General features: G+C 42.4%; 19 protein-coding genes. 7 read left to right on the forward strand and 12 right to left on the reverse strand.

The features are described 5' to 3' along the window. Positions 1–57: 57 nt before the first annotated feature. The 4 genes from GO495_RS28845 to GO495_RS28860 are packed head-to-tail and all read right to left on the reverse strand — an operon-like array spanning position 58 to position 2,783. Positions 58–726 (reverse strand): hypothetical protein, encoded by a 669-nt coding sequence (locus GO495_RS28845; protein WP_157303421.1) that lies wholly within the window; start codon positions 724–726, stop codon positions 58–60. A 7-nt stretch (positions 727–733) separates the two neighbouring features. Continuing rightward, a complete protein-coding gene (locus GO495_RS28850; protein WP_157303422.1) occupies positions 734–1,105 on the reverse strand; it encodes a GntR family transcriptional regulator in 372 nt (123 codons plus the stop codon). 10 nt (positions 1,106–1,115) lie between these two features. Next, positions 1,116–1,949 carry a hypothetical protein gene (locus tag GO495_RS28855; protein ID WP_157303423.1) on the reverse strand — a complete coding sequence of 278 codons (834 nt, stop codon included), beginning with the start codon at positions 1,947–1,949 and terminating at the stop codon, positions 1,116–1,118. Then, positions 1,950–2,783: an ABC transporter ATP-binding protein gene (locus GO495_RS28860; RefSeq protein WP_157303424.1), complete on the reverse strand. Its 834-nt coding sequence runs from the start codon at positions 2,781–2,783 to the stop codon at positions 1,950–1,952. Positions 2,784–2,969: 186 nt separating this feature from the next. Here GO495_RS28860 and GO495_RS28865 point away from each other — a divergent pair, with 186 nt between their 5' ends. Further along, the gene (locus GO495_RS28865) at positions 2,970–4,010 is read left to right on the forward strand and encodes a hypothetical protein (protein WP_157303425.1); all 1,041 of its coding nucleotides are present in this window, start codon (positions 2,970–2,972) and stop codon (positions 4,008–4,010) included. Here the strand turns inward: GO495_RS28865 and GO495_RS28870 are convergent. Further along, positions 3,991–4,938: an NAD(P)H-dependent flavin oxidoreductase gene (locus GO495_RS28870; protein ID WP_157303426.1), complete on the reverse strand. Its 948-nt coding sequence runs from the start codon at positions 4,936–4,938 to the stop codon at positions 3,991–3,993. The genes GO495_RS28865 and GO495_RS28870 overlap by 20 nt on opposite strands. Before the next feature lie 60 nt (positions 4,939–4,998). Further along, positions 4,999–5,991 (reverse strand): sugar phosphate nucleotidyltransferase, encoded by a 993-nt coding sequence (locus tag GO495_RS28875; RefSeq protein ID WP_157303427.1) that lies wholly within the window; start codon positions 5,989–5,991, stop codon positions 4,999–5,001. 243 nt (positions 5,992–6,234) lie between these two features. Here GO495_RS28875 and GO495_RS28880 point away from each other — a divergent pair, with 243 nt between their 5' ends. Beyond that, positions 6,235–7,512: a serine hydroxymethyltransferase gene (locus GO495_RS28880; protein WP_157303428.1), complete on the forward strand. Its 1,278-nt coding sequence runs from the start codon at positions 6,235–6,237 to the stop codon at positions 7,510–7,512. A gap of 54 nt (positions 7,513–7,566) precedes the next feature. On the opposite strand, the gene GO495_RS28885 is transcribed toward GO495_RS28880, so the two are convergent. From GO495_RS28885 to GO495_RS28910, 6 genes are all read right to left on the reverse strand, one after another. After that, positions 7,567–8,874 (reverse strand): ABC transporter permease, encoded by a 1,308-nt coding sequence (locus tag GO495_RS28885; protein WP_157303429.1) that lies wholly within the window; start codon positions 8,872–8,874, stop codon positions 7,567–7,569. 4 nt (positions 8,875–8,878) lie between these two features. Beyond that, positions 8,879–9,799, reverse strand: a complete 921-nt coding sequence (locus GO495_RS28890; protein WP_157303430.1) for an ABC transporter ATP-binding protein — start codon at positions 9,797–9,799, stop codon at positions 8,879–8,881. A 65-nt stretch (positions 9,800–9,864) separates the two neighbouring features. Then, positions 9,865–10,557, reverse strand: a complete 693-nt coding sequence (locus tag GO495_RS28895; RefSeq protein WP_157303431.1) for a LytR/AlgR family response regulator transcription factor — start codon at positions 10,555–10,557, stop codon at positions 9,865–9,867. Further along, a complete protein-coding gene (locus GO495_RS28900) occupies positions 10,554–12,059 on the reverse strand; it encodes a sensor histidine kinase (protein ID WP_157303432.1) in 1,506 nt (501 codons plus the stop codon). The genes GO495_RS28895 and GO495_RS28900 overlap by 4 nt, the downstream gene beginning before the upstream one ends. A 69-nt stretch (positions 12,060–12,128) precedes the next feature. Beyond that, entirely contained in the window at positions 12,129–13,691 is a 1,563-nt protein-coding gene (locus tag GO495_RS28905) for an NAD(P)/FAD-dependent oxidoreductase (protein ID WP_157303433.1), read from the reverse strand. Positions 13,692–13,792: 101 nt separating this feature from the next. Next, on the reverse strand, positions 13,793–14,182 hold the full coding sequence (locus tag GO495_RS28910; RefSeq protein ID WP_089780330.1) for a DUF3127 domain-containing protein: 390 nt from the start codon (positions 14,180–14,182) through the stop codon (positions 13,793–13,795). 574 nt (positions 14,183–14,756) lie between these two features. Here GO495_RS28910 and dnaA point away from each other — a divergent pair. The 5 genes from dnaA (at position 14,757) to GO495_RS28935 (ending at position 23,053) form a co-directional block, all read left to right on the forward strand. Then, complete coding sequence (dnaA, locus tag GO495_RS28915) at positions 14,757–16,190, forward strand: chromosomal replication initiator protein DnaA (protein WP_089780332.1); 1,434 nt, start codon at positions 14,757–14,759, stop codon at positions 16,188–16,190. 167 nt (positions 16,191–16,357) lie between these two features. Further along, a complete protein-coding gene (locus GO495_RS28920) occupies positions 16,358–16,924 on the forward strand; it encodes an RNA polymerase sigma factor (protein WP_157303434.1) in 567 nt (188 codons plus the stop codon). Positions 16,925–17,082: 158 nt separating this feature from the next. Then, positions 17,083–18,039: a FecR family protein gene (locus GO495_RS28925; RefSeq protein ID WP_157303435.1), complete on the forward strand. Its 957-nt coding sequence runs from the start codon at positions 17,083–17,085 to the stop codon at positions 18,037–18,039. Between the two features lie 93 nt (positions 18,040–18,132). Continuing rightward, a complete protein-coding gene (locus GO495_RS28930) occupies positions 18,133–21,513 on the forward strand; it encodes a SusC/RagA family TonB-linked outer membrane protein (protein ID WP_157303436.1) in 3,381 nt (1,126 codons plus the stop codon). Positions 21,514–21,535: 22 nt separating this feature from the next. After that, the gene (locus GO495_RS28935; protein ID WP_157303437.1) at positions 21,536–23,053 is read left to right on the forward strand and encodes a RagB/SusD family nutrient uptake outer membrane protein; all 1,518 of its coding nucleotides are present in this window, start codon (positions 21,536–21,538) and stop codon (positions 23,051–23,053) included. Positions 23,054–23,113 lie beyond the last annotated feature (60 nt).

Below are 23,113 nucleotides of genomic sequence, written 5' to 3' on the forward strand. Positions count from 1 at the left end.
TATAACAGGGAAGGCCGGGTGAATACCCGGCCTTATCTCATTAGCTCTTTTATATAATTATTTGATTTCTTTCAGTACGTTCAGCGATCGACCCGTCATCTCCAGTACATTAATACTATCCAGTTTTATATCCGTTTGCTGATATGCTACATCCCGGGACCTGAATTCACTGTTCTTTCCCAGTTGTAATCTGAAGGAGCCAATACCCTGATCAGTCCCATTTCCCATCATTGATAATTTTGACTCTTTTCCTCCGTCTACATTCAGCTTACTGACTTTCATGGAATTTAAATCAACTGTGCAGTTGTCTCCCATGTGAACATCTAACTGAGGTATATCAAAGTTGCTAACCGTTACACCACATCCCTGCGACAAATAGATAGCGTCGATAGCAGGCAAAGCCAACATCGTACTACCTCCTTCTTTATGCATATCAAAAAACAGTGTATCGTTTTTCTGTGAATAAGTAAACCTGCCGGTAGTGTCGCCACCCAAAATTAATGTTGCCTTATCTGAAGTTGTTATCTGAAGCTCATGGGATATACCTTTCAGGTACAACACTTTAAACGGCTGCAATACTATACCAGCAAGTCTCTCACTTATATGTAAGTCATCATCCCCACTCCTTCCCCTTTTAAAATTAGCCCATAAAACAATGTCGGAAAACAGCATCAGCAGCACAAGTAGTGCTACAAATGAGAGTAATAATTTGTTAGCTGTTCGCATATCTTAACTATTTGAAATTAGATTTTTTGTATTTCTCGTAGTGCGGTTTCAATTCATCCAGTTCCATGTCCAGTAAATACATATTCCGGAAGAATTGTGGCAACTCGTTTGCAAGGAAGCGTTCTTTTTTAAGCTGTATTATTTTCTTACTGGCGTTTTCCGAAACAAAATAACCGATGCCTCTTTTATTATAAATGATATCGTATTGCTGTAAATATTCACAGGTACGCATCACGGTGTTCGGGTTTACTTCCAGTTGCACGGCCAGTTCGCGGACAGAAGGAATACGGTCGTCCGGTTTCCACTTATCCAGCAGGATCTGTTCGCAGAGATGATCTGCGATCTGCAGGTATATCGCTTGTGACTCTTTAAATTCCATGATCGGTAATTTATATTTCTTTGTCTCTCAATTTAAAATAAGCCACTGTCCAGAGTATTGGCGGAACAAAATATTCGAAAAAATACAGTAATGGTTTCCATGCTCTTTTAGGCAATTCCAGCATCACAAAATTCATAGAGTATTGGAGTGTATGCGCTTCCATGTTATGAGGCAGCAAAATATTTACACCAATAAAAGGAAATTGCGCTTTCCAGTCTTTCATGTATTTATGGAAGAAGATCTGCGCAAATATTGCATTAATGAGGTACATGCCGGTTAAGAATATAAAGAAACATAACACTGTTTTTACGAGACTATATTTTTGAAAATATACAGTGCCCAGCAGGAACATGGCTTGTGCAACAAACCAGATAAAGTAGTTTATGTACCACCCATCAGCCTCTCTGTTGTACGCGAGATCGTTTATAAGAGGAGTTCCGTTGCGTAACGAGATAATACCTTCTCCTGCTTTTACTGCAAGGAAAAATGCGACGTGATATACGGCGAGAAAGCCAATCGTAGTAATTAATAATGTGGTGAGAAATTTCTCCAGGTGAGAAGCTGGTAATAATAAGTAATCTATCCCCCTTGATTTATTCCCCAATTCACTAAACGATTTACTGGTAAATATCAATCCGGCCACGTATAAGCCTATCAAAAAGGATGGTATCAGGTCGGTGTATGTGCGAATACTCGGCTCCGCGAATATTGCGAATAACAGGGCGAATAATAATAGTCCTGTTAATACAATTAAGGACATGAGATAAAGTCGGTAATTATCAACCAGGTGCTTTTTGAAGTAGGCGCCAAAGCGGCGCGCGCTGAGTATATTATTTACTTGCATTTAGTTGAATATTTTAGAGATCCTTTCAGGTTGTTCCAGTACAGCATTAAACAGCATTTCCATATCAATACGACTTTGTTCTTTATCCGTATTTTCTGTTACTACGGCATGGCCCCTCAATGAGCTGTTGGCATATAGTACGCTACCGGCATCTTCCACGTTGCTGACAGTTTTAAAGCTAAGCTTATCATTTACTGCATCCACATCCTGGCGGAAGATGATCTTATGATTATCAATGATCACGATGTTATCAATGAGATTATCGAGGTCACGTACCTGGTGAGTGGAGATGACGATACATTTTTCCTCGCTGACGGCTGCAGCAATGACCTTGCGGAACTGGCTTTTGGAAGGGATGTCCAGCCCATTGGTAGGCTCATCCATGATGAGCGCTTTGGTATTGGTAGCCAGGGCAAAGCTGATCAGGACCTTCTTCTTTTGTCCATAGGACATTTCTGTTAAGCGCTGATCGGTAGGGATCTGAAACTCTTCCAGGTATTCACGGAAGGATGTGTTGCTGAAGTCGGGGTAAAAGGGTGCATAGGCTTTTACGTAATTGTTGATCCGTACCTGTGGCAGATAGAACTCTTCCGGCACCATAAACAGGTTACGCAGGAAATCCGGCTGACGGTAACGGGCCTCATACCCCATCACCTTACAAACGCCGCCCTGCGGGAATAACAGTCCGGCCATTTGTTTCAGCAGGCTGGATTTGCCCGCACCGTTTTTTCCTAATAGTCCGTAGATATAGCCCGCCTCCAGGTTTAGGTCCAGCCCTTCAAACAAAGGCTTGTTTTTCCTGTAACTGAAAGAAAGATTTTGGATGGATATCATAGCAAGTAGTTTAGTGTACTATATAACTAGTACACTATAAATGTACGTGCTAATTTTTGATATTTCCTACTGATGGGGGGAAATTATTTTTTAGGACATGGCAAACCCGGCTGTAGACGCATTTCTACATATTAAACCTTTTTAAAACATTATATTTGTAGTGTGGTTTAAATTAAATATCCTCCTATGAAAGGTACCCTATCGGCCTTGCTTGGTTTAAGCCTCTTGTTATCAGTAGTTAATGCCTCAGCCCAGTTCGTAAAAACGAAAGATGTAGAGAAGATGAAGAAACGTACCAGCTTTATTGTGGTGAAGGAACGGCCGGATAAGAAGATCATAAAGCTGCTGAGTCAAAAAGCTCCTGGTCAGGTAGCAGAATATAAGCAAGCCATCAAGCAATTGAACCGGGACTTCCCGGAAGTAGTAAAGCAGTACTGGGCGTTGAACGGCGCTATAACAGTAGAACAGAAAACAGAAAAAGAGGTGTCGCGGTTACGCACACGTAATAACAGGAATTACATTGTTTTCGACTGCCAGTCGATGAAAGTGAAACCAGGCAGTAAGGTTAAAAAGTCCAGATATGCGAGGACTTACACCTCTTCTCTTGCCTGGAAAATTGATGATAAAGACCTGAGCGTTCCTGTCATTAACATGTATTTCATCGAGAATGATGTACAATACCCTTTTTACATCCAGAATATGTCCGACAGGTTCCCGGATTTTACGGATCTGGCAGTGGGTTTACGACTGGCCACTTACGTATTTACCGAGCAGTTAGGCGGAATATCCGAACGCAGTATGCAATCGGAAATAAAGCATAATGCGGTGTACCTGAAAGATAAAACATTGATTCTGTGCAAGAACTGGCTGGACGATGATTTCGCAGAAGGAACAGCGAAAGCTGATTACCCTTATCCCATCCGTTTTGTGAGTAAAGAAGAACTGGATGACATCTTTAAGAAAGATGCCTTTGGGAATAGTGCGATAGCCTATGTGCCTTCCGGGGTATTTTCTACGTTTGATACGAATTATCCCAGTATGGAAGTGAATGTACCCGTAGTGCTTGATCCTGTAAACGGGATGCCGCTATGCCATACAGATATCAGTGATGAGATGTTCCAGGCATGGGGTTTTTCATTGATTCCCAAGATGGGAAAATCAATGGTTGGATTTAAAAAGATCAGAAACCAGGATATCAGGAATTTTGCTAAGGCAATGAAAGAGTAGCCAGTTTTTTTATGGTGGCTTTAAACTCTTCCCATACTTCTGCTACAATTTCAGCGGCAGGTTTGATCTCATGGATCGTTGCACTCACCTGCCCTATTTCAAGTTCCCCTTCATCGAGCTGTCCCTCAAACATGCCCGTCTTGGCCCTTGCGCGGCCCAATAACGCGATCAGAGCTTCTTTATCTGCCCCATTATCTTCTGCCGCTTTTACTTTTTCGAAAAACGGATTCTTTAATAACCGTACCGGGGTAAGCTTTTTCATAGTTAAAAGGGTATCACCTTCTTTAGCGTCTATCACGGCCTGTTTAAACAGAGGATGTGAAGATGCTTCCGGGCTGGCTACAAAACGGCTGCCTATCTGTACGCCTGTAGCGCCTAACGCAAAAGCCGCCGCCATCGCCTTTCCGGAGCCTATCCCACCTGCTGCGATCACAGGAATGCTTACCTGTTCACAGACTGCGGGGATGAGTACCATCGTAGTAGTTTCTTCTCTTCCGTTATGTCCTCCCGCTTCAAAACCTTCCGCTACTACTGCATCTACACCGGCGGCTTCGCTCTTTTTGGCAAAGGCGGCGCTGGATACAACATGTACCACCGTAATACCGGCGGCTTTCAGCGCAGGCGTCCATGTTTTGGGATTACCGGCAGAAGTGAATACGACCGGCACTTCTTCTTTGATAATGATATCTATGAGTTGTTCTATACCTGGATAAAGCAGTGGGATATTAACCCCGAACGGACGGGTAGTTGCCTGTTTGCATTTGCGGATATGCTCCTGTAGTACATCAGGATACATACTGCCGGCGCCGATGAGACCTAATCCGCCTGCATTGCTTACGGCACTGGCCAAACGCCATCCGCTGGCCCAGACCATACCGGCCTGGATGATAGGATATTGGATGTGGAATAGTTTTGTAACGGGATTCATGAAGTGAAAATAGGATAATATATTAAAAAAGGCCCCTTACGGAGCCTTTCAATGTTTTATTCAACCAAGGTCTATCTCTGTATTATCCCCTATATTCAAACTCTGGCTGAGCCCTCTTATATTGGCATCGCTACCGATGAGAGAAGACTTCAATACCACTTCATATAAGTTACTGAAAGAGCCAATGATGGAATCTTTGACGATAGAATAGTTGATGACCGTATTATCTCCGATCGCTACATTAGGACCGATAATAGAATTCTTGATATTACATCCCTCTCCTATACTCACCGGCGGAATGATGATGGTGTTTTCATAAGGCAATACCGGCGCTGCTGCCAGTTTGTATTTGCTTAACAGGATAGCATTGGTTTCCAGCAGGGTATCCTTACGACCGCAGTCGAACCAGTTGCTGACTTTAAAAGGTTTGAACACCACCCCATGTTCTATCATACATTGCAGGGCGTCTGTCAGCTGGAATTCATCGTGAGATTTACGGTGTTCCAGCATATTCTTCTCCAGGCAATCGTATAACTGTTCAGTTTCTTTTATCTTATATACACCTACCAGTGCAAGGTTCGATTTAGGGATCTGTGGTTTCTCCACGACTTTGCAGATGCTGCCGTTATCGTTCAGTTCTGCTACCCCGAAATTACGCGGATCATCTACTTTCTTGAGTCCCAGCTGGGAAACAGGAGAATGGATAAGATCTCTGAAATTCCCTTCACAGATAGTATCACCTAATACGATCAGCATTTCATCGCCCTTTACCACCTGTCTTGTCAGTAAAATAGCATGTCCTGTTCCTTCGCGGCTGCTCTGCTGCACGAAATGACAGGTAAGGTGAGGATATTTTTTCAGTATATAATCCTGGATCTTTTCGCCCAGGTAACCTACCACGAAAACAAATTCCGAGATGCCGGCTTCTACCAGCTGATCAACTATTATACTGAGTATGGTTTTTCCCGCCAGGGGAATCAGTGCTTTAGGCTGTGTATATGTATGCGGTCGCAGCTTGGTGCCAGCACCGGCTACTGGTATAATGGCCTTCATGTACGCAGTTAATTAGATTAGATGTTCATTCACTCGTTACTGAGGGCGTGAAGGTAGTGTAAATTTTAAAAAGTCCATAGCTGTGGGTATTACAGACAGTTTAAAGCATTGATAATATAGAGATCAATAGTATATATAACTATATCATGCTATTTAAATAGGAAAAATATCTACAGACTATCCATTATTGGCTATGCACTATTCACAAATTCGATTACCTTTGCTGCAAATTTTCAACATACAATGCAAAGAGATCAGCAAATATTTAATATCATCGGCCAGGAGCTGGAGCGTCAGCGTCATGGCATAGAATTGATCGCATCGGAAAACTTTACCAGTCTGCAGGTTATTCAGGCTATGGGAACCGTTTTGACCAATAAATATGCAGAAGGCTATCCCGGACGTAGATATTATGGCGGCTGTGAAATTGTGGACCTGAGCGAACAGTTGGCGATTGACAGGGCAAAAGAGATTTTTGGCGCTGAATACGCGAACGTACAGCCTCACTCGGGTGCACAGGCTAACGCAGCAGTAATGCTGGCGATATTAAAACCAGGTGATAAGATCCTGGGGCTGGACCTGAGCATGGGTGGACACCTGACACATGGTTCTCCTGTAAACTTTTCCGGTAAGCTTTATCAGCCGTTCTCCTATGGAGTGAATAAAGAGACTGGTCTTGTTGAGTATGATAAAATGGAAGAAATCGCCCTGCGCGAGAAACCACAGTTAATTATTTGTGGTGCTTCTGCTTACAGCCGCGACTGGGATTATAAACGTATCCGTGCGATCGCGGATCAGGTGGGTGCATTTGTAATGGCGGATATTGCTCATCCTGCCGGTCTGATTGCAAAAGGTTTATTAAACTCTCCTTTTGAACATTGTCATTTCGTCACTACTACTACACATAAAACATTACGTGGACCTCGTGGTGGTTTGATCCTGTTAGGTAAAGACTTCGAAAATCCATTCGGTCTGAAGACGCCAAAAGGAGAGATCCGCATGATGAGTTCCCTGCTTGATATGGCTGTATTCCCCGGTATTCAGGGTGGTCCGCTGGAACACGTGATTGCTGCGAAAGCAGTTTCTTTCTTCGAGATCCTGACAGATGAATACGGAGATTATACCAAACAGATCATCAAAAATGCACAGGCCATGTCTAAAGCATTTGTTGAGAAAGGGTATGAAATCGTATCTGGTGGTACTGATAATCACCTGATGCTGATAGATCTGCGTAACAAGAATATCTCTGGTAAAAAAGCAGAACAGGTATTAGTGAAAGCTGATATTACTGTTAACAAGAACATGGTCCCTTTTGATGACAAGTCTGCATTCGTTACTTCCGGTATTCGTGTGGGTGTTCCTGCAATTACCAGTCGTGGTATGACAGAACAGCACATGGGACAGGTTGTTACCTGGATAGATGAGTTGCTGATGGATGCTGATAATGAAGCGAAGATCACTTCTGTAAGAGGTGCAGTGAACGACTTTATGAAACAGTTCGTTTTGTATCCTGAATTATAATTAAAACAGCTTTCTATAAAAAAAGACCTCGTAGTGATACGAGGTCTTTTTATTTTAGTACTTCTTGCCGATCCATTTAATGGCTTCTTTCCACGTAATCTTCTTTCCGTACATTAAGATACCGGTGCGGTAGATCTTACCCGCCATCCAGGTCATACCCAGGAAGCCAACTACCAGCAATACCATCGACAATGCCAGGTGCCAGTAAGGCACTGTACCGGGTACACCGTAAGGTAATCTTGCCATCATCACCATAGGCGATGTAAACGGAATGATACTACCCCAGAAAGCCAGCTGGCTATCCGGATTTTGTACCGTAGATATCATGATCATCAATCCTATAATAATAGGTAAGGTGATAGGAAATGTCAATGATTGTACATCTGTGGGATCTTCATTTACCAGGCTGCCCACAGCGGCAAATAAGGCAGAATAAAACAGGTATCCTCCCAGGAAATAAAATATAAAACAGGAAATGATGAGAGTCCAGTTAATGCTGCCGATTACATAACGGACCTTTTCTATGGCGTCTATTGCAGCGGCATTACCACCGCTCTGCATGACCCCGCCACCTTCACTTACAGCGTGTAATGTTTCTGCTGAAAAGAACAGGGGCAGGATGAGTTGTAAGGAAAATATCAGGACTACCCATATCAGGAATTGTAACAGTCCAACTCCGGCAATACCAATGATCTTCCCCATCATGAGTTGAAAAGGTTTTACACTGGAGATCATTACTTCTGCAATGCGGCTTACCTTCTCTTCCATCACACCACGCATTACCGCCATACCAAAGAACATGAGGATAATGTAAATGATAAATCCACTGGCATAACCTACACCATAAGCCACTGCCGAGTTACCCTTTTTACCATCAGCGCCCGATTTAAAATCAATAGTGATATCTGATTTTGCAGCAGCCAGTTTTTCTCTGTCAATACCGGCGTTTTCCAGTCGTTTTTCCTCTATGATATCATTTACATGTTTTGTGATATTGCTTTCTACCCCTATACCCGGTTGTCCGCTGCTGTAGTAAGTTATACCGGAAGGACGTTTCAGGTCCAGTTCAGGAATGTACAATAAGCCTGAGTAACCGTATTGTTCATACTTGAAGGTATCTATCTTTATATTCGTCAGGTACTTATAATAAGTGCCTTTACTATCGGGGAAACGGCCGAGGAACAGATGGCTGTCATCTACTACGGCAATACGTTTATCTTCACTACCACTGGTAGCAATTAATATAGGGATGATAAGCAGTCCGGCAAAGAATACAGGTATTAATAAAGTAACTACCAGGAAACTGCGTTTGCGTACACGTGTTAAGAATTCTCTTTTTATTATGAGCAGGATCTTATTCATAAAATTAGTTTAGTGGTTGTTCCATCTCCTGTACTTTGTTAATGAATACTTCGTTGATAGAGGGCAGAATTTCCTGGAAATAAGTGATAGGGATATCATGTTTGATAAAGTGCATAAGGATGTCGTTGGTGGTACTTCCTTCGCTTAGTTTTACCGTGTATGCATGATCTTCCTGTTTGATGATACTGAAGTGCCAGGTAGCCATCTGAGCGAAGTTAGGCATGGTACCAACACCGATGCGGAACAGGTCTTGTTTGAAGTCGTGTTTGATCTGTTTAACTTCTCCATCCAGTATCTTCTTTCCTTTATTTACCAGTATGATCCTGTCACAGATCTCTTCCACCTGTTCCATACGGTGGGTAGAGAAAATGATGGTGGTGCCACTTTTACTTAGGTCGAATATTTCCTGCTTGATAAGATTGGCATTGATAGGGTCCAGACCGGAGAATGGTTCATCCAGGATCAGCAGGGAAGGGTTGTGGATGATAGTAGAAATGAACTGTACTTTCTGTTGCATCCCTTTACTGAGTTCTTCTACTTTCTTGTTATACCATGTATTGATATCCAGCTTATCAAACCAGTATTTGATCTTCTCCTTTGCTTCTTTTTCCCGCATTCCTTTCAGTTGTGCGAGGTAGAGGGTTTGTTCCCCTACTTTCATCTTTTTATAGAGCCCTCTTTCTTCCGGCATATAGCCGATGGACTGTATATCCCGTTCGGGATCAAAGGGGCGGTCGTTGAATAGTATCTGACCATGGTCGGGGTAAAAGATACCAGTGATCATCCGCAGTAGCGTGGTTTTGCCCGCGCCGTTAGGCCCCAGCAATCCGAAGATGCTACCACGGGGGATAACAAAACTGATATCGTCTACAGCCTTATGCGTAGCATAGTCTTTTCTCAGGTTTTTGACTTCGATGAGGTTCATGAACTAAAAGTAAGTTTTTATTTGCTTACTAGTAGTCGTTTTAGCTTACCAGATAAAATGGAATATTATTTAAGAATTCTATCTACTTCATCTGCATAAGCAGCGCCTATACTTACCGGTACAGCGCCTATGTATAAATTGTTCTTGTCTGCTTTTTCTATTTTATTATTAGCGACAATGAAAGAGCGGTGTACCCGTGTAAACTGGGATGGAGGCAGCAGAGCCAATGCTTCCTGCATAGATAAGCGGGAAAGAAGGCGCCGGTCTTTCATTACAAAGCTGATGTAATTACCGGCGCTTTCCAGGTAAAGTATTTCATCCAGCTGAAGTTTGAATTGTTCATACCCGCTTTTTATCATGATATAAGCAGGAGCATCTTTCATGGAGCTTTTAACTATCATTTCCAGTAACGACTTTGCCTTATTGCAGGCTTTTGAAAACCGCTCTGAGGAGAACGGTTTTAATAAGTAGTCGATGGCATCCAGTTCAAAGCTTTGCACCGCATGTTCAGAATAGGCCGTGGTGAAGATGACCAATGGAGAACCCGGCAGGGCCGTCATGAGCTCCAGGCCGGATATATCCGGCATTTTTATATCCAGGAATACCAGGTCTGTTTTGTTATCTTTTAAATATGACAATGCCTCGTAAGGATCGGTAAAATAACCTTTTATTTCCAGGAAAGGGACTTGTTCCGCATGTGTGCTGATGACAGACAAAGCAACCTGTTCATCATCGATAGCAATTGCATTTATTTTCATCCTATTTGTATGGTAAGATGTACAAAAAATTCGGTGCCTGTTTCGCGTATGCTGAGGTCATGTTTGCCCGGGTATAATAATGCCAGTCGTTGTTTTACATTATTCAAACCGATACCCATGCTATCATATTCCACATCACTGCTTCTGATAGCGTGTACGGTATTAAACACATCAAAATAAATCTTATCTGCAGTACATGATAATGATACAGAGATACGGGATTTATTGCGCTGACTTATTCCATATTTAAATGCATTTTCTACAAAAGGGATCAGCAACATGGGTGCTATCTCATGCTCACATAATGTTTCATTGATAGTTACATCTATGAGTATATCCGGTGATCCCTGTGTACGTAACCTTTGCAGTGCTATGTAATTTTGCAGGTAAGCAATTTCTTTATCCAATGGAATATGTTCCATTACATTGTCGTGCAGCATGAAGCGCATCATATCTCCCAGCTTCTGGATGCCTTCTCCTGTAGCGCTTGCTTTTTCCTGTAAGGCAGTACCGTACAATGTATTGAGCGCATTGAATAAGAAGTGCGGATTAATCTGCCAGCGGAGAAAATCGAGACCCGCTTCTGAGTGGTCCAATGCAGTCTTTAATCCACGGACTTCCACTTTTCTGTTGTGTCTGGCCTGGTAGATCCACCAGGAAACAGGTATTACGATAGCAGCTTCGAAAGCATATACTGCCGGCACAATTGCAAAGATTCCAGCTTTAATTTCAGGTATTGTTATTAGTATAAACGCGCCCAGGATAAACCCTGTGAGGGAAACGGTCGCCAATTCCCGAATCAGTTCACGTTTGTTTTTGTGTTGTTCAAAGTTTGGGAAAATCCGGTACTGGCAAACAAAATAAATGAAGAAATAATACAGGCTGGTAAAAAAGAGTATTATTGTCCCTCTGATTTCGCCTCTGGCCCCACCGAATACCGGTAGTGCGACCAATATCGCCAGCATTATTATTACTTCTACTTTTATTTCTTTGAACCATGGTTTGCTGATTACTTTGCGGTACAGCTGATCAAAGAACAAATAGCGGGCAGCATAATACAATATATATATGGTAGCGTAAAATATGGTGATGATGAAGGCTTGTTTTACGCAATGTGTATATACTCCCTTTACAGTTTTGTATACACCGAAGAGATAACCGTAATACCATGTATCGGATATCATAATAGTGAGGAATACTACGCCACACGTAATTACAGAAAATAGTATCCCAAGAAAAAAGCGTTGTTGTTCCAGGTATACGGGAACTATGTATCCATGAATGAATATAAAGGCAGCATATACAACTGTGATATAAGCGAGTAATGGTAACAGATAATGTTTATAATAATCGAACACCTGGTGGTAGTGTTCGAATTTATATCCATACTGATGCTGCAGGTCAAATACATTTGAGGTGACACTTTGCGAGAGTAGTGTAAATATGATGAGCAGGTAGATACCTGTAGCGGCAGCAAGTTCTGTTTTTGTGAATTTGTTCATAAGGATAAAACTTTCAGCAATGATAATTATCCCTTGCGCACTTTTTTGATATATGTGACTAAAGTATAATTATCGGGTGTAAAAACCTATAATCATCTCTGCTACACGTTCTCCATCCATGGCAGCGGATACGATCCCACCAGCATAACCGGCTCCTTCCCCACAGGGATACAAGCCATTGATTTGCGGATGCATCAGTGTATCATCATTACGGGGAATGCGTACAGGAGAGGAAGTGCGGGATTCTGTGGCTACTACTACAGCATCTTCTGTATAATATCCTCTCATCTTATTTCCAAATGCTTTGAAAGCCTTTGCCAGCCTGTTATGTACACTAGCAGGCAATACCTCGCGCAGGTTTACGCTGTTGAGGCCGGGTAAATAAGAACAGGGAGGTAAGGAAGAAGATACTTTACTGTTTACGAAATCAGTCATTCGCTGAGCAGGCGCAACAAATAATCCGCCTCCTGCATTAAAGGAATCCCGTTCTACCATTTGCTGATAGTACATGGCAGACAAGGGGCCTTTATCTGCAAAGGGAATAAAGTCTGATTCATCTACGGTTACTACCATGCCGGAATTTGCGTAGGGGTTGTCTCGTTTTGAAGGAGACCAGCCATTCACAACCAGTTCTCCCGGGTCTGTTGCAGCAGGAGCGATGATCCCACCAGGGCACATACAGAATGAAAATACACCACGGCCATCTACCTGTTCAACGAGGCTATAGCTGGCCGGAGGTAATAATTCGTTACGGACAGGGTTATGATATTGTGCGCTATCTATTAATTGTTGCGGATGTTCTATTCTTACGCCTAATGCAAAAGGTTTGGCATGTATCAATATGTCCTTTTGTGCCAACAACCTGAAAATATCTCTGGCCGAGTGCCCTGTAGCCAGGATAATCTGACGGGAAGAAAATGTTTGTCCCGCAGTTGTTTGTACACCGGTAACCTGATTGTTTTTTATCAGAATATCTGATACTTTTTGCTCAAAGTGCACTTCCCCTCCGCTGTTTTCAATCTGTTCGCGCATGGCGATGATGATATGCGGGAGTTTATTGGTGCCGATGTGTGGATGTGCATCGTACATTATTTTTTCGGTGGCGCCGAAATGAACAAAAATGCTGAGGATACGGTTGATGTCTCCTCTTTTATTAGACCGTGTATATAATTTCCCATCTGAGTAAGTACCCGCCCCACCTTCCCCAAAACAATAGTTTGAATCGGGATGTACGATACCTGTTTTATTTAATACCGCGAGGTCCCGGCGGCGGGCGCGTACATCTTTTCCTCTTTCCAGCACTATAGGTCTGATGCCGGACTCTATGAGCCGCAAAGCGGCGAATAAGCCCGCGGGGCCTGCACCTATGACGACAGCAGTTGGAGCATCAGCAGGAAGAGAATCATATACTGGTATGATCCTTTCGCGTTCAACGAAGGGTTCATCTATAAATACTTTTACAGTGAGCATGAAGTACACTTGCCTGGAACGCGCGTCGATAGAGCGTTTTAGCAGGTGGAAGCCTGTGATGGCCGAAGGTTTTATACCTAGTGCAATAGCTGCCTGTGTGAGAATGGTATTATCAGATGCGGCCTGTGAAGGCAGGAGTTTGAGAGAGATTTGTTGTATCATACTGACGGTTAGGTATTTATCCTAAAACATTGTAAAGATAGAAAACGGGTACCTGGTTTTATCCAGGTACCCGCTAATATATTTTGTTAATGAGTTGTTATTTAGAACGGTAAATCATCAGCCTGTGAGCTGCTACCGCCAGAGGAAACTTCCTGTGAGGTATTGTAGTTAGGTTGTGCATCCGTGGTTGGGCCACCAGCAACTACAGACTCCATACGCCATGCGTCGAGGTTGGTGATGTAGTTAACACGGCCGTCTTTTTCCCAACGTGTACCTTTAATATTAAAGTAAACCTTCACTGTCTCGCCTTCGTTGAAACGGTCTACGATAGCTGTTCTATCCTGTACCGCCTGGAACTTGATAAAGTTGTTGATAACACGGCCATTGATATCATCAGACTTTTCGATAACGAACTCCCGTGTCTTAAAGGTTTCGCTACGTTGCATCGTATTATACTTCACGATCAGCTTTCCGGTTATTTCAAAACTCATATAAAAAATTTTAACTGTTCTAGAGGGTCAAAGATAGGTTTTTTAAAAGAAGTCGAGCGCAATAAAATTTAAAACAATTAGTTATCAGTAGAGTAACAAAATTACATGCGCGTATATAATAAATTTGCATGGTATTTGCATACTCAAAGCACATTTTTTTAAGTGCAATTACTAACATAGTTTTGCACCCCCTCGGGGAATTATTAACATAAGGGCATAACCATAAAAGGTGGTTTTTAATCATACAATATTATTTTATCTGTAAGTATACATATCTATGGCAAAGGAGTTAATGCCAACTGGAAAGGCCTGTATATCAAAGCAGTGTGGTAGTATATTACATCATATCAAATTGATAACAAAAAGAGCGTGATAACAATGGATAAAAGAGTAAAATTTATAGTCGACGAACTGTAATACGAGAATCAGAAACAAGGGGAGATAAATTTTTTTTTTCAACATTTTCTACAGATATTCGTCGTCCTGTCTGAAAATCTCTCAACTCCCCACGTTGAAAGATTTAAAATTCGAGAAACATCCTTAATTCAAGAACAACATAATTTTTAAAATCTCAATGAATAAAACTTGCGACCAAGTTTGGGAAAGGTGTCTTAATATAATTAGGGATATTGTGGAATGGCAGCCCTTTAAAACCTGGTTTGAACCTATTAAGCCAATCCAACTTGAAAACAATGTTTTAACCATTCAGGTCCCCAGTCAGTTCTTTTACGAATATCTTGAAGAGCACTACGTAGGATTGTTGGGTAAAACAATTAAAAGAGAACTGGGCAAAGAAGCCCGGTTAGAGTATCGTATAGTGGTGGAGAACGGTACTCCTCATCAGCATCCGAAAACGGTAAATATGCCTACGCAGTTTACCAAATCGAAAAAAGATAGTGACGTTGATTTTCCATTAACCATACAGAACCCGGTAAAGAACCCGTTCGTTATACCAGGAATCAAACGTGTGCAGATAGATTCTCAGCTGAACCCACACTATACATTCGAATCTTATATTGAAGGTGATTGTAACCGTGTTGCCCGCAGGGCCGGTAAAACCGTTTCTGAGAAACCCGGAGGCACTTCCTTTAATCCTTTAGTTATATATGGTAGTGTAGGTTTAGGTAAAACTCACCTTGCACAAGCCATCGGTAATGAAGTGAAACGTGTACATCCCACTAAAGCAGTGTTGTATGTCAGCGCTGAAAAATTCATTAACCAGTTTATAGATCATTCCAAGAATAGTATCATTAATGACTTCATTCACTTTTATCAGCTGATTGATGTATTAATCGTAGATGATATACAATTTTTTGCCCGTGCAGAAAAAACACAGGATGCATTCTTTGCGATCTTCAATCACCTGCATCAATCCGGCAAACAGCTTATATTAACTTCCGATAAACCACCCAAAGATCTGGATGGTTTACAGGAAAGATTACTGAGCCGCTTCCGCTGGGGCCTGAGTGCAGACATGCAGATGCCCGACTTCGAAACACGCATGGAGATTTTAGAAATGAAAATGCGTAACGATGGATTGGAAATGCCGAAAGAAGTAGTAAAGTACGTTGCCTATAATATTCAGAGCAATGTACGTGAACTGGAAGGCGCACTGATCTCCTTACTGGCCCAGTCTTCTCTTAACAGAAAAGAAATTGACCTGGAACTGGCTAAACGTGTCCTGAAATCTTTCGTAAAAACTTCTTCCAAAGAAATTACCATCGAAAGCATCCAGAAAATGGTGTGCGAATACTTTGATGTGCCTTATGACAAACTGTTGCAAAAAACACGTAAGCGTGAAATTGTACAGGCCAGGCAGATTACCATGTATCTTGCTAAATCTTTTACTAAAAATTCTCTTAAGACCATCGGTGAACATTTTGGAGGACGCGATCACACTACCGTGATTCACTCCTGCCAGACAGTGAAAGACCTGATGGATACCGATAATACATTCAGAGATAGCGTAATTGAGCTGCAACAGAAAGTACAGCTGGCAGCTATGTAATTTATCCCCTATATAATATTCTTGAAAAGTCCTGGTACCATTACCAGGACTTTTTTAATTTGCTATTACTTTGCAGCTAACTTTATTATATTGTGCTTAACAATTTCATAATTGAATTGTAGAGGAAGCTTCAGTAACAACCAATAACTTTGTGGCACAATAACTTTATGCCAAAAGAATGTCAACATACATTGTGGAATTCCATCCGGCAGGGTAATGAAAAGGCCTTTCGCCAGTTATTCGAGGAATACTGGGAAGACTTGTTTTCCTATGCCTGTAAAATAACCAGGAATCATTCTTTTGCGCAGGATATTGTACAGGGACTGTTTATTCATCTATGGGAAAAACATAGCGCTCTTCCGGAAGTGAATGCAGTATTACCCTATCTGCATAGTGCGCTGAAAAACAGGCTCCTGAATGCATTGCGGGACGAAAACCTATACCAGCGTCATGTAGACCTCTTCAAAGAAACAAATAAAGAAAGCGATCATTCCATAGTAGAACACCTGCAGTTCAAAGAAACGGAACAACAACTGTTGCATTCCATTAACCAATTGCCTGTTAAGATGAAAGACGTCTTTTATCTTAACAGAATAGAGAACCTTTCCGTAGCAGAAATTGCCCTGCGTCAGGGCACCTCCCCACAGACCATACGCAACCAGCTCAATACAGCCCTGCAACGTATCAAATCTTTATGGATCGTGGAAATATTGATCGTACTCTGGCTATTATAGCATCAGATCAATTTAGCATTACTATATAACAATATTCTACCAGCCACTTACCTCACGCAACATCAGATAACAGGCAGTATTGTTACCGAATTGTTAACAGACTCTACACGATAGTTATTCCTTTTTCCGTAAGTGTCATATAATAAACCAACTCAAGTTTGGACAAAGGGACATTATTATTATTACTTAAAAAATTCAGACAGGGCAACTGTACTCCAGCTGAAAGACAGCTTTTATACAAATGGCTGGATGCCCTGGAAGAGGATAGTGCAGACCATATGGCACTATCAGATACTGAGATGCAGCTCATCAAACAGGAAATGCTGCAACAGCTATTTCCTGTTACGAAAAACCGGATGCGGATGCGTTTCATCAAAGCGGCAGCTGTAGTATTGCCACTTGCTATTGCCGGTTATTTTATCTGGCAATACCAGCATCTTCATGCCGGTAAACAATATGCAGCGAACACTTCCTGGCGCACTGTACAGAATACCGGGAAACGGCTGCTCCGCATAACACTCCCGGACAGTTCCACCGTATTACTGGGACGTTACAGTACCATTCAATTCCCGGTACGTTTTTCCGGTAAGGAAAGACCTGTAAAAATGCTGGAAGGAAAAGCCTTCTTTGAAACCGTTACTGATCAAAAACATCCTTTTATAGTAGAAGATATATCCGGTATGCGCACTACCGTACTGGGAACTTCCTTTACAGTGGAAACCAACCGTACCCTGCAGATTTCCAGGGTAGCAGTCGCTACCGGCAAAGTAAAAGTACAGGGTACGAACAATACGACTACCATATTATTGCCGGCACAAAGACTGATGCTTCATGGCAATGTATTAATACGGGATAGTATCAGCACTGATGACCTGATGGCCTGGACAAGAGAAGAGATCGTATTACGTAATGCAACATTAAAAGAACTACTGCTCATTATAAAGAATCAATACGGTATCACCGCCACCACCTCCCTGAATGTGAACCAGGGAAATTACACGATTCGCTTTCCAGCAACTATGGCGCTACCGGAAGTACTGGACATTATTCAAAAAATCAGTTACAAACCAAAAATTCATTTCACTATGCACAAGGATCAGCTGAGTATTTACTAAAAATTCAATCACATTAGGATCTATCCAACTATCTATCACGGATTAAAACACCCGGACTGACATTGTCATGCCTTTACCTTAACAAAAACTGATATGCAAAAGGACAAACGATTATTCTCTGCACGCATCAAAACCGCATTCACAGCGGGGATGGCGTTGCTGCTACTGGCTACAGGAGCTATCGCACTGCCAACAACGGCACAGGCGCTGCACAAAATGCTGCAAAAATTTCAGGTACAACAGGGTAGTCTTTCTGCTGCTCTTAAAAAATTAGAATCTACAGCACAGATCAACCTGGCATATGATGAAGATGCACTGAAAAAAATTCAGGTACATGCCAACACCTATCAACGTAAGGCTGTTGTCGATATTTTACAGGACCTGTTAAGTCAGTCTTCTTTAAAATACGAAGAACGGTATAACACTGTTCTTATCTATGACAGCGCAACAATAAATACCTCTTCGTCTTTGCAGAAACCAGCTGAAAAAATCACACTGACCGGTCTTATCTCAGATAAGAATGGCCCGTTGATCGGTGTAACAGTACTGGTAAAAGGTACCACTAACGGTACCGGCACAGATGGCAACGGACAGTTTAAACTCAATGTGGACAACAGTGGTAACGTCATACTGGTAATAAGTATGATAGGATATAAAACACAGGAGATCGCTGTAGGCAGCCAACGCAGTTTTCAGGTAGTGATGGTAGAGAACAGCCTGAACCTGAACCAACTGGTAGTAGTAGGTTATGGTACACAGCGCAAAGCAACCGTATCCGGTGCAGTAGCTGATGTACAGTTAGATAAACTGAACTCCCGTTCATTGAATGATATGGCAGAAGCCTTACAGGGAAAAGCACCCGGCGTAATTGTACAGAACAATGGTGGAGATCCGACCTCTACTCCTAAAGTATATATCCGTGGTATGGGTGGTATCAATGGAGAAGATCCATTGTACGTAGTAGATGGAGCCATCTACACAGGTGGTCCTATCAACCCGAATGATATTGAATCCATGAACGTGCTGAAAGATGCATCTGCAGCTATTTATGGTGCAAGGGCTTCCGGTGGTGTGGTATTGATCACTACTAAAAAAGGAAAGTCCGGTACTGCTACTGTTTCCCTCGATGCAAAAACAGGATGGCAGTATGCTGCTAAAAAGCTGGACGTATTAACAGCCAAAGAATTTGCCGATGTAGAGAACATTGCCTACGACGCCGCCGGCATTCCCCGCGCAGCTGCATTTAATGCAACTATTTATCCGGACGGTCAGATCACCCGTACCGACTGGCAGGATGAAATATTCCGTACCGGTAAGATCCAGGATTATAATGTTGGTGTAAAAGGTGGTACAGATAAAAACAGGTATTACATGGGCTTTGGATACCGTAAGAATGACGGTATACTGCTCAATACAGGTGCAGAACGTTATTCCTTCCGCATGAATTCTGATGCGACCATAAAACCATGGTTAAAAGTAGGGGAAAATCTCTCTTATACTTATACCAACGGTAATGGTGCCAATACTACCAGTCCATATACCGGCGCTATCTTCACCGCACTTGGTTATCCACGCAATATCACTCCTTATACGGCAACTGGTACATTCAGTGGAATGCCATTAGCCTATGCAGGTTCTTATGGTGACCTTGCAAACCCTGTTGCGTTATTGACAAGACTGGATGACCACACACCGGTGAGTAACATCAATATCAATCCATATGCAGAAGTGCATATTACGAAAGACCTGCTATTCCGGTCTAATTTCGCGATCACTAAATCATTCAGTGACCAGAAAACATTTACTACCCGTGCATTGGAAATAGGTAAGATCAATTCGACCAATTCATTGTATGAACAGATCAATAACTTTACAGACTTCCTGTCTGAACAAACACTGACTTATACCAAACAGTTTGGTTATCACAATGTAAATGCGGTGGCAGGTTATACTTATCAGCACCATGATGGTACCTACCTCATTGCCAACGCCAGCGGATTTAATGATGAGAAGAACGCATACCGTTATTTTGACAATGCCGGTTCATGGGTTAAACCTTCCAGCGGCAGAGACCTGAACGCATTGGAATCTTTCCTTGCCCGTGTTAACTACGACTACAAAAGCAAATACCTGCTGACCTTACTGGGCCGTCGTGATGGTAGTTCCCGTGTGGCTGTACAAAACCGTTATCAGAACTATTATTCAGTATCTGGTGGATGGGTATTAACAGAAGAATCATTCCTGCAGCACAATGATCTCCTCAGCTTCCTGAAATTACGCGCCAGCTATGGCCTGTTGGGAAACCTGGGTAGTCTTCCTTCGAACGCGATTAACATCCCCCTTAAACCCATTGATATTTTTACAAGCAATGGTACACAGTCAACCGGTCTTGCTGAAGATGCATTATCCAATCCCAACCTGAAATGGGCAGAATCCAAACAGGTGAACTTTGGTACAGACATCGCGTTGTTAAAAAACAGCCTGTCCGTAACAGCTGATTATTTTATCAAAACAACAGATAAAATGATCCTTCAGGTAGCTCCTCCAAGTACTGCAGGTGTAAGCACAGGTATGTATAAGAACATGGGTAAAGCGCGTGATAACGGTATTGAATTAGGTATCAACTATAATGGTAAAGCGGGTAAAGACCTTACCTATAATGTAGGCGCCACCCTCACTAAAGTAAATAATAAGCTGTTATCTCTGGAAAACGGACTGAATGAAGTAGTAAGTACTTCCGCTGTAAACATTCGCGGTTCACTCAATCCTCTCGTTACCCGTGTTGGTAATTCCATCTATGCATATAGCCTGATCAAGAGTGCCGGGATTTTCCAGACGCAGGCAGAAGTAGATAACTATAAAAGTAAGGATGGTACAGTGATCCAGCCAGGCGCTAAACCAGGCGACCGTAAATTTGTGGATTATGATGGTAATGGTGTAATCAACAACGGCGACAGACAGATAGTAGGAAGTCCTTATCCTGGTTTCACTTACGGATTCAGCCTGAACCTGAATTACAAAGGTTTTGACCTGAACGTATTTGCACAGGGCGTACATGGTAACAAACTGTTCAATGCACTGAAGTATACCAACATGAACCCAAGTATTGGTACAAACTTTAACATGCTGAAAGGAATCCTGAATGCATGGACCCCGACCAATACAAATACGGATGTAACAAGGATCATCTCTACAGATGCCAACGGTAATTATGGAAATGCCTCCGACTGGTATATTGAAGACGGTTCTTACATGCGTATCAAAAACGTTACACTGGGATATACCTTACCTGCAAATCTTACCAACATTATTCATATTGGTGCTGTTCGCCTGTATGTAACTGCTAACAACCTGTTCACATTCACCAAATACAAAGGATATGATCCGGAAGTAGGTATGGATGCATTAGGTATAGATGCAGGACGCTATCCTCAGGCAAAAAGCGTATTGATGGGACTGAATGTTAATTTCTAATTAAGCACAAATGCCGACGACAATGAAAAGAATCATAAAGAATATAACACTTGCACTGACAGGTATTTCCCTGCTTGCAGCCTGTAATAAAAGGCTGGAGATAACTCCTGAAGGAGCTCCTACCAGTGGTAATTTCTGGCAGACAGCAGCTGATGCCGTTTCCGGAGAGAATGCTATGTATGACCAATTTGACAACGAAGACTTCTACGGACGTGGCTACTGGTGGTTCATTAATGCCAGTGATGATATGGTAACAGGGCGGGTAAAGGCGCAAGGTGATAATATCAAAAACTTCAACAGCAGCTTCATCGGTGGCGCTTACACTGAAACCCAGTGGAAAATGCGTTACATCGTTATTAAACGTGCAAACGATGTGATCCTTCATGTACCATCTATTAATATGGATGAAGCGCTGAAAAACCGCATCCTCGGAGAAGCATATTTCTTAAGCGGATTGATGTACTTCGAACTGGCTTACACCTATGGTGATGCACGTGCAGGTGTTCCTATTGTCAATCGCGACAGTATTGTGGGCGATAAACCTATTCCCCGTTCTGCGAATGTGAATCTTGTGTATGAATATGTAGAAAGTGAGCTGAAAAAAGCAGCCACATTACTCCCTTATTTTGATACATACACTACGGATAAATATGGTAAGCCTCACAAAACTGCTGCCTATGCATTCCTGAGCAAAATGTTCCTGTATAAAAAGGATTATGCCAATGCGGCAAAATATGCAGACTCTGTTATCCTGAGTGGCAAACATAAACTCCTGGATAATTTTGCAGATGTATTTACCATCGCCAACAACTGGACAGGCGAATATATATGGTCTGTTTATTCTTATTCTAATACAAAAGGGTCCAGCGGATGGGGTAGTATCTTACCTGGTGTAATGCTTGAAAATAAAGGATGGGGTGCATACAATGGCTGGGGATATTATATGCCTACTAAAGAACTATATGATGCCTACGAGTTTGGGGATAACAGAAGAGAAGCCACTATCCTGAAACCAGGAGATTTATTCATGTTCTTCGGCAATCAAATGTCTTATTCTTCTACCAATAGCTTATCAGGCTACCAGTTCCGCAAGTACATGGAGCCATTCTCCTATCCCGGCGGTATTCATCTGAGCCCTAACGGAGACCACCCTACTACAGACCTGAACCTTCCTTTGATCCGTTATGCAGAAGTGATCCTGATCAAAGCAGAAGCGAAACTGATGCAGGGACAGAATGCTGATGCAGAAATCAATATGATCAGGCATCGTGCTGGTCTGGCAGATACCACCAATGCAGATATGAATGAGCTGAAGATACAGCGTCGTTGCGAATTAGCGGGTGAGTGGGCTAACCGTCACTTTGACCTGGTTCGCTGGGGTGATGCACAGGCAGCTTATGCTCAACCACTGCATGGTGCTACCGGTAATGTTGTATGGCCCGCACGTACATTCAATCCTGCTATTCACAATGTATGGCCGGTACCGCAAACTGAAGTAACCAGCAGTAACGGCGTGGTTACCCAGAACGCAGGCTGGTAAAAAGAAAAGGATGCTGACGCTCCTGGTTGGCGGTTTTTTGTTCCGTTCAGCCAGGAGCGT

The organism is Chitinophaga oryziterrae, from assembly GCF_009758125.1.
GTDB lineage: Bacteria > Bacteroidota > Bacteroidia > Chitinophagales > Chitinophagaceae > Chitinophaga > Chitinophaga oryziterrae.

Coding starts and splice junctions, on each gene's coding strand:
- GO495_RS28845 (WP_157303421.1), bottom strand. CDS start 726: ATGCGAACAGCTAACAAATTATTACTCTCATTTGTAGCACTACTTGTG.
- GO495_RS28850 (WP_157303422.1), bottom strand. CDS start 1,105: ATGGAATTTAAAGAGTCACAAGCGATATACCTGCAGATCGCAGATCAT.
- GO495_RS28855 (WP_157303423.1), bottom strand. CDS start 1,949: ATGCAAGTAAATAATATACTCAGCGCGCGCCGCTTTGGCGCCTACTTC.
- GO495_RS28860 (WP_157303424.1), bottom strand. CDS start 2,783: ATGATATCCATCCAAAATCTTTCTTTCAGTTACAGGAAAAACAAGCCT.
- GO495_RS28865 (WP_157303425.1), top strand. CDS start 2,970: ATGAAAGGTACCCTATCGGCCTTGCTTGGTTTAAGCCTCTTGTTATCA.
- GO495_RS28870 (WP_157303426.1), bottom strand. CDS start 4,938: ATGAATCCCGTTACAAAACTATTCCACATCCAATATCCTATCATCCAG.
- GO495_RS28875 (WP_157303427.1), bottom strand. CDS start 5,991: ATGAAGGCCATTATACCAGTAGCCGGTGCTGGCACCAAGCTGCGACCG.
- GO495_RS28880 (WP_157303428.1), top strand. CDS start 6,235: ATGCAAAGAGATCAGCAAATATTTAATATCATCGGCCAGGAGCTGGAG.
- GO495_RS28885 (WP_157303429.1), bottom strand. CDS start 8,874: ATGAATAAGATCCTGCTCATAATAAAAAGAGAATTCTTAACACGTGTA.
- GO495_RS28890 (WP_157303430.1), bottom strand. CDS start 9,799: ATGAACCTCATCGAAGTCAAAAACCTGAGAAAAGACTATGCTACGCAT.
- GO495_RS28895 (WP_157303431.1), bottom strand. CDS start 10,557: ATGAAAATAAATGCAATTGCTATCGATGATGAACAGGTTGCTTTGTCT.
- GO495_RS28900 (WP_157303432.1), bottom strand. CDS start 12,059: ATGAACAAATTCACAAAAACAGAACTTGCTGCCGCTACAGGTATCTAC.
- GO495_RS28905 (WP_157303433.1), bottom strand. CDS start 13,691: ATGATACAACAAATCTCTCTCAAACTCCTGCCTTCACAGGCCGCATCT.
- GO495_RS28910 (WP_089780330.1), bottom strand. CDS start 14,182: ATGAGTTTTGAAATAACCGGAAAGCTGATCGTGAAGTATAATACGATG.
- dnaA (WP_089780332.1), top strand. CDS start 14,757: ATGAATAAAACTTGCGACCAAGTTTGGGAAAGGTGTCTTAATATAATT.
- GO495_RS28920 (WP_157303434.1), top strand. CDS start 16,358: ATGCCAAAAGAATGTCAACATACATTGTGGAATTCCATCCGGCAGGGT.
- GO495_RS28930 (WP_157303436.1), top strand. CDS start 18,133: ATGCAAAAGGACAAACGATTATTCTCTGCACGCATCAAAACCGCATTC.
- GO495_RS28935 (WP_157303437.1), top strand. CDS start 21,536: ATGAAAAGAATCATAAAGAATATAACACTTGCACTGACAGGTATTTCC.